This window comes from Planctomycetota bacterium (genome assembly GCA_038746835.1).
Lineage (GTDB): Bacteria > Planctomycetota > Phycisphaerae > Tepidisphaerales > Tepidisphaeraceae > JBCDKH01.
This window is the reverse complement of record JBCDKH010000188.1, coordinates 1-7,019: the sequence shown is the minus strand read 5'-3', so window position 1 is coordinate 7,019 and position 7,019 is coordinate 1. Positions and strand designations below refer to the sequence as shown.

Annotated in this window: 6 protein-coding genes; all 6 read left to right on the top strand. The window is 66.8% G+C overall.

Going from position 1 to position 7,019, the window contains the following annotated elements; genetic code table 11:
* Positions 1-191: 191 nt before the first annotated feature.
* The gene (locus AAGI46_14400) at positions 192-995 is read left to right on the top strand and encodes a LamG-like jellyroll fold domain-containing protein (GenBank protein ID MEM1013398.1); all 804 of its coding nucleotides are present in this window, start codon (positions 192-194) and stop codon (positions 993-995) included.
* 121 nt (positions 996-1,116) lie between these two features.
* A complete protein-coding gene (locus AAGI46_14395; GenBank protein MEM1013397.1) occupies positions 1,117-2,586 on the top strand; it encodes a sialate O-acetylesterase in 1,470 nt (489 codons plus the stop codon).
* Positions 2,587-2,629: 43 nt separating this feature from the next.
* Positions 2,630-3,676, top strand: coding sequence for a formylglycine-generating enzyme family protein (locus AAGI46_14390; protein MEM1013396.1), 1,047 nt, complete (start codon positions 2,630-2,632; stop codon positions 3,674-3,676).
* 50 nt (positions 3,677-3,726) lie between these two features.
* Complete coding sequence (bamD, locus tag AAGI46_14385) at positions 3,727-4,644, top strand: outer membrane protein assembly factor BamD (protein MEM1013395.1); 918 nt, start codon at positions 3,727-3,729, stop codon at positions 4,642-4,644.
* Complete coding sequence (gene lptE / locus AAGI46_14380; GenBank protein ID MEM1013394.1) at positions 4,634-5,134, top strand: LPS assembly lipoprotein LptE; 501 nt, start codon at positions 4,634-4,636, stop codon at positions 5,132-5,134. Before bamD ends, lptE begins: the two co-directional genes overlap by 11 nt.
* 190 nt (positions 5,135-5,324) lie before the next feature.
* The coding region (ftsH, locus tag AAGI46_14375; GenBank protein ID MEM1013393.1) for an ATP-dependent zinc metalloprotease FtsH at positions 5,325-7,019 on the top strand (1,695 nt) is incomplete at its 3' end.

The window sequence follows — 7,019 nt, the reverse complement described above, 5'->3', positions numbered from 1 at the left end:
TGATTCACTATTTCATCTTGCCAAATACCGAACTGCGATCACTGCGTATCAGGACATCATAGAGACAGATAATGAACAACTATCCACAGATGCCCTTCAGAATCGCATTAGACATGCTCCAGAACGCGTAGACTGTGTTCACCCGGTTTCTGACGCCTGCGCTGATTCTGACTTGCCTCGGAGAAAAGCTCATGAAGTTCAAAGCGACTTGTAGTTTGACGCTCCTCGCGTTTGCCTGCGGGGCTGTGCAGGCCAACACCATCGGCTACTGGCGGATGGAGCAGGATGACAACGCCAATCAGCTCTCGTACTCCGTCCCGAATGAGGTGACCAGCGGCAACCCGTTGACGGGTGCGTTCGGCGACATCGAGGCCGAGGTCCCGTTCGATACCGTCCCACTGACCGGCGCGGCCAACAGCGGCGCACTCAGCGGTGTGGACAACACGGGCTTCAGTCCGGACATCTCCGGGAGCGTGTCGTACTACCCAGCCCTGGACGCCTCGTCGATCACCATCGAGTTCTTCGCTAGGACGCTCGAGAACCAGGGCAACTTCATCAGCCGCCGGGACGGCGCCTCGTCCGGCATCCTGATCAACAACCCCAGCGAGCTCAGTGTCCGCTACACCACGGTGTCCGGATTGGTCGAGTTGACAGACCTTTTCGACTTCGGAGCCGACTGGGAACACTTCGCGTTTACCTACGACCAAGCAACTGGCGTGGGCAACGTCTACGTCAGCGGCAACCTCGTCGGCACGCACGACGGGCCAGACGGTGAGGCCCTGACGTGGCCGTCGGGGTCCGCCCTACTCGTTGGTCAGGCGCTTGCCGGAGGACCCGCGTTGCTTCGCGAATCGATCTTTGACGAACTGCGCATCTCAGACACAGCCCTCAACACCACCGAGTTCCTCGACCCGTTTGTCATCCCCGAACCCGCCTCGCTTGCCGCCGGTGCCGTCGGGGCCCTGCTGCTGCTTCGACGACAGCGTCGGATTTAGCCCGACCGACTCGCTTGGGGAAGTCGTTTCCGAGGGCTTCAGGTCTCGTACGGTTTCTCCAAGACTGAGAGAGGGCCTCGCACGCGGCTCATGGCGTCGCATGCGTGCCCTAAAACCGATCATGGCAAGACACCTGATCTCCCTGACGCTCGTTGCCCTCGCCCTGCTCGCCGGCCGGGCAGCGGCGGAGGTGGAGTTGGGGACGCCCTTCTCGGACGACATGATGGTGCAGATGGACCGGGCGATCCCGGTCTGGGGGACGGCGAAGGCCGGGGCGGCGGTGACGGTGCGGATGGCCGAGGCCGCGGCGGAGGCGACGGCGGATGAGGAGGGGTACTGGCGGGTCGAGTTGCCGGCCGTAGCGGAGGCCGGGCCGTATGAGCTGGTGGTGGAGGCCGACGGCAGTGAGGCGGTGCGGCTGACCAACGTTCTGGCCGGAGACATCTGGCTATGCAGCGGGCAGTCGAACATGGCCTGGGCGGTCGAGCGGACCGACTCGGCGTCGTGGGCGATCCCGAACGCGGCCGACAGCGACATCCGCCTCTTGAAGGTGCGGCGGCAGTCGGCGACGGAGCCGGTCGAACGCATCGACGCCACCTGGGCCGAGGCGGCGCCGAACACGGTGCGTTACTTCTCCGCCGTCGGCTATCACTTTGGGCGTCAGGTCCACGCCGAGACCGGTCGGCCGATCGGGCTCATCGACGCCTCCTGGGGTGGCTCGGCCATCCACGCCTGGCTGCCCGACGAGACGCTCCGCCGCTACGACGACTACGACCAGCTGCGCGAGATGGTGGCCAGGCGCACCGCCCGGGCCGAAGAGGCGTTTCGCGAATGGGACGAGGGTGGGCGCGAGGGGCGTCGACCCGGGCTCAACGGCGGCGGGCCGCAGCATCAGCTGGCCGCGCTCCACAACGGCATGACCCACCCGCTGGGGGCGATGCCGATTCGCGGCGTCCTCTGGTACCAGGGTGAGGCCGACGCAGGGAATCCGGACCGGTACAAGGTCCTCTTCCCCGAGCTTGTCGACGCGTGGCGAAGCCAGTTCGGCGACGACGAGCTGCCCGTCTACTTCGTCCAGCTCACCGCGTTCGGCCGATCGGGCGAAGACGTGTGGCGACGCTTCCGCGAAACCCAGCGCGAGCTGGCCGACCTCGACCACGTCGAGATGGCCGTGTCGATCGACGTGGGCGACGAGACGGACATCCACCCGACCAACAAGCAGCCCGTGGGCGAACGCCTCGCCCGATTCGCCCTCCGCGACGTCTACGGCCAGGCCGTCATGGCCGACTACCCGATTCCGACGAGCGTCGCCGCGCAGGACGACGGCTCGGTCCGCCTGACCTACGACCACGTCGGCGACGGCCTGCGGCTGCTGGAAGGCGATGACGTGCTCGGCTTCGTTCTCGTCGACGCGGACGGCAAAACGCACGACGCAACGGCCCAACTCGTCGGGCCCGACAGCATCGTCCTCAGCGCCGAAGGCGTGACCGAACCAGCGCTGGTGCGTTACGCCTTTTCGCCCGCGCCGGCGGTCAACCTCGTCAACAGCGAAGACCTCCCGGCCGTGCCGTTCGAGATGGCCGTCGACTGAGTCCGGGAACCTCGGCCGTCGTCACGCAGTCTTACCATTCGCCATGGCGTGGTTCCGAGTGATGTCGACGATGATCGCGGCCGGCGTGATGGCCAGTGGTCAGGCTGTCCTCGCAGACGATCCGCCGGCTGACGCGCCAGACGGCATGGTCTGGATTCCCGGCGGCGCGTTCACCATGGGCGGCGTGGGCGACAAGGCACGCCAAGACGAGCTGCCGCGGCACCGCGTTCGCGTCGACGGCTTCTGGATCGATCGGACCGAGGTCACCAACGCCCAATTCGCACAGTTCGTCGAGGCAACCGGCTACGTCACGACGGCCGAGCGGCCGGTGGATTGGGAGGAGCTTCGCAAGCAGCTTCCGCCCGGCACGCCTCGCCCGCCGGTGGAGTTGCTCGCGGCCGGTTCGGTCGTTTTCGCCGCGCCGGATCAGGCGGTGTCCCTGCGCGACGTTCGCGCGTGGTGGCAGTTCACGCCCGGCGCGAACTGGCGTCCGCCGACGGGGCCGGGCAGTTCGATCGACGGGTTGGACGACCATCCGGTGGTCCACGTCTCGCTGCGCGACGTCGCGGCTTACGCAGCGTGGGCCGGCAAGGACGTTCCGACCGAGGCCGAGTGGGAGTTTGCCGCACGCGGCGGGCTCGCGGATCAGGCCTACGCGTGGGGCGACACGCTCGCACCCGATGGCCGGCACCTCGCCAACACATTCACCGGCTCCTTCCCGCACCACAACAGCGAAGCCGACGGCTTCGCCGGTCTCGCCCCGGTCGGGTCGTTCCCGGCCAACGGCTACGGCGTGGTCGACATGATCGGCAACGCCTGGGAATGGACGGCCGACGGCTACGACCCGATGAGCCATCGCCGTCGCTTCCAGGTCGGCGGCGTCGCGGACAACCCGGCGTTGCCCGTCGATCTGGATGACGGCGGTGCGATCGCGGCGATCCGTGGCGGCTCGCATCTGTGCCACGCCAGCTACTGCTCGAGCTATCGCCCGTCGGCCCGGATGTCCCAGCTGGTCAGCGAGGGCAACGGCCATCTCGGCTTCCGGCTCATCAAGCGCGTCGCCGACGTCGAGGCCGAGCCAGGCGAATGACGCGGTCGCCCCGCACGACACCGACGGCCCGAGTCGGTACGCTCGTCGTCATGAACCGATGGAGCGTGTTCCTGGCCCTCTTGCTGGTCGTCGTGGCCGGTTGTGCCGGCAGGCCGGACGTGGTCGAGGTCGACAACACGGCCTTTCTGGAGCGTCGTGGCGTGACGGAGCCGACGGTCCTCCAAGCTGCCGCCGAGCTGGACGACGGCGACGAGGAGCAGGCCTTCGATCGCCTCGTCGAGTGGTTCCGCGACCCGCGGACGCGTCAGAGCCAGGCCCGTCCCGAAGCCCTGTTCGTCGCCGCCAACGCCCTGGCCGAGGACGGCAACACCGAGCGAGCGTTCTACTACCTCGACGAGCTGCTGGACACGTATCCCGACGGGACGCTCTTCCGCCCGGCAGCGATTCGGCAGTACCAGCTGGCCGTCGCGTTGCTCGCCAGGTCGAGGCCGGCGTTCAGTCTCGGGACCGGCGCGGGCGACTTCGAGGCACTCGAGATGCTCTTCCGCATCCAGCAACGCGTGCCCGGCAGCGACCTGGCGGAAAGCGCTCTGCTTCTGTCGGCCGACCACTACTTCGCTCGTGGCGACTACGACTTCGCCGAGGACGCGTACACGGTCTTCGTCGAGAGCTACCCACGCAGCGACGAGATCGGTCGGGTTCGGCTTCGCCAGGCGTGGTCAAATCTGCTGCAGTACCAGGGCCCGCGATACGACCCGACGTCGCTGCTGGATGCGCGGGCACAGTTCTTCGACCTGAAGGACGCAGGCGTTCGGCAGACGCCCGAGATCGAGCGGGCGCTCGCGTACATCGAAGAGCAGTTCGCACAGAAGGCCGAGTCGCAGGCCGGGTGGTATCGGCGGACGGGTCATCGCGACGCGGCCGCCCGCATCATGGCCGAAGCTGAAGTGCGGTACGCCGACGTGCTGTCCGACGACACCGACGAGGAGACGGCCGATGGTTCGTAGTGGCTTGTTCGTGCTGTTGCTGTCGACGCTGCTCGCCGGCTGTGCGTACGGGCCGTTGGAGGCGGACGAGGCGTATCGCGACGACGTGGCCACGGTCGCCGTCGCCGCGGCCGTCAATGCGGCCCCGCGGCCGGAGGTCTCCGCGGCGGTCAGCGACGCTCTGGTTCGCGAGGTCGAGCAGCGAACGCCCTACCGCGTGGCCGATGTGGAGCGTGCGGACACGTTGCTGGAGGTGACGATTCGCGAGGTCGACGTCGGCACGCCGCTGCGTTCGCGCAACACGGGCTTCCCGCAGGTGTCGTCGCTCGACGTGATCGCCGAAGCGACGTGGACGGACCTTCGCGACGGCCAGACGCTGCTGCGACTGTCGGGCATCCGCGGCGAGAGCGAGCACTTCCCCGAATACGGCGAGGGCGTCCCGGTGAGCGAACGCAGCGCCGCCGAGGCCTTGGCGGAGCGAATCGTCGATGAGATGGCTGCACGGTGGTAATCGGACCGTCGTCGCGTCCTGCGGCGATGCGGGCCTGGGCGACCGATCGACGAGCTTTCACATGAAGCGGTCAGAACTGCGACACATGAGGCCGCCCCGCGTTCTATAGTGATTGTGCGGCACTGCCGACGCTGGTCTCGCCCGGGCGAGTCGCAATCGCCCGTCCGATACCACGACGCACCACCACCCGATGGCCAACGCTCCAGATCAACCACCGGCCAAGAAGAAGACTTCCGGCCAGGACAACACCGGCAAACCCGGCCCCGACGGCAAGCCTCGCCCCGGCGGGCCGAACCAGCCGCAAGGCATGGGCAATCGTCGCGGCGTCGGCGGCCTGCTCATCCTCGTGCTCGCCGTGGCGGTGGTGCTGTTCATCATCATCGACAGCCAGAACACGCGGTATCAGAAGGTCGAGCTGCACGTCTTTGACGCTCAGCTCGACGCTCAGAACGTGAAAGAGCTCGTCATTGCCGGTACGGAAGTGCGCGGTGAGTTTGGTGCCAGCGTGCCGATCGACCAGTTGGGCGAGGTGAAGGAGTTTTCAGTCACCATTCCCCAGGGTGCCGCCAGTGACTTCCTCGCCGACATTCGCGAGCGTGCCCGCGGGCAAGCGGCGTACGACGCGGAGGTCCCGAGCAACTGGGTGCTCTACCTCATCCCAATCCTGCCCTGGATCCTCTTCATCGCCCTCATCTACTTCTTCTTCATCCGCCCGCTTCGCGGCGGTGGCGGAGCGGCGGGCATGCTCGGCAACTTCGGACGCTCCAAGCACCGCATGAGCGTCAAGGAGCAGACCAACGTCACCTTCGATGACGTCGCCGGCGTAGAAGAGGCCAAGGAAGAAGTGGCGGAGATCGTCGAGTTCCTCAAGAACCCCAAGAAGTTCCAGCGGCTCGGCGGACGCATCCCGCGCGGTTGCCTGCTCGTCGGCCCGCCCGGAACCGGCAAGACGCTTCTCGCCAAAGCCATCGCGGGCGAGGCGGACGCTCCGTTCTTCTCGATCAGTGGCTCCGACTTCGTCGAGATGTTCGTCGGCGTCGGTGCGAGCCGTGTCCGCGACCTGTTCAAGCAGGCGAAGGAAAACTCGCCGTGCATCATCTTCCTCGACGAAATCGACGCCGTCGGCCGACGTCGCGGCAGCGGCTTCTCGTCGGGTGGCCATGACGAGCGCGAGCAGACGCTCAACGCCATCCTCGTCGAGATGGACGGCTTTGACTCGAATGATCAGGTGATCGTCATCGCCTCGACGAACCGCGTCGACGTGCTCGACCCGGCGCTCACGCGTCCCGGCCGATTCGACCGTCAGGTGCAGGTCACCCTGCCCGACGTCAAGGGCCGGATGGAGATCCTCAAGGTCCACGCCCGCAAGATCAAGCTCGGTCCGGACGTCGACCTGTCGCGCATCGCCCGTGCGACGCCCGGCTTCAGCGGTGCCGACCTCGCCGCGTGCATCAACGAGGCCGCGCTCATCGCGACGCTGGCTGAGAAGGACCACGTCGAGCAGGAAGACCTCGAAGAGGCGCGCGACAAGGTTCGCTTCGGCCGGGCCCGCAAGAGCCGCGTCATCGACGACAAGGAAAAGAAGGCCACCGCCTACCACGAAGCCGGCCACGCCGTCGTGCAGGCACTCGTCGAAGATGCCGACCCGATCCACAAGGTGACGATCATCCCGCGTGGCCCGTACGGCGGTGCGACGATGACGCTGCCGGAGAAAGACCGCTATACGACCAGCCGCAAGTGGTGCATCGCCTTCATCAAAGTCTGCTTCGGCGGACGCATCGCTGAAGAGATGTTCACCGGCGACGTCAACTCCGGCGTCGCGGGCGACATTCGCCAAGTCACCAGCGTCGCCCGGCACATGGTCACCGAGTGGGGCATGAACGAC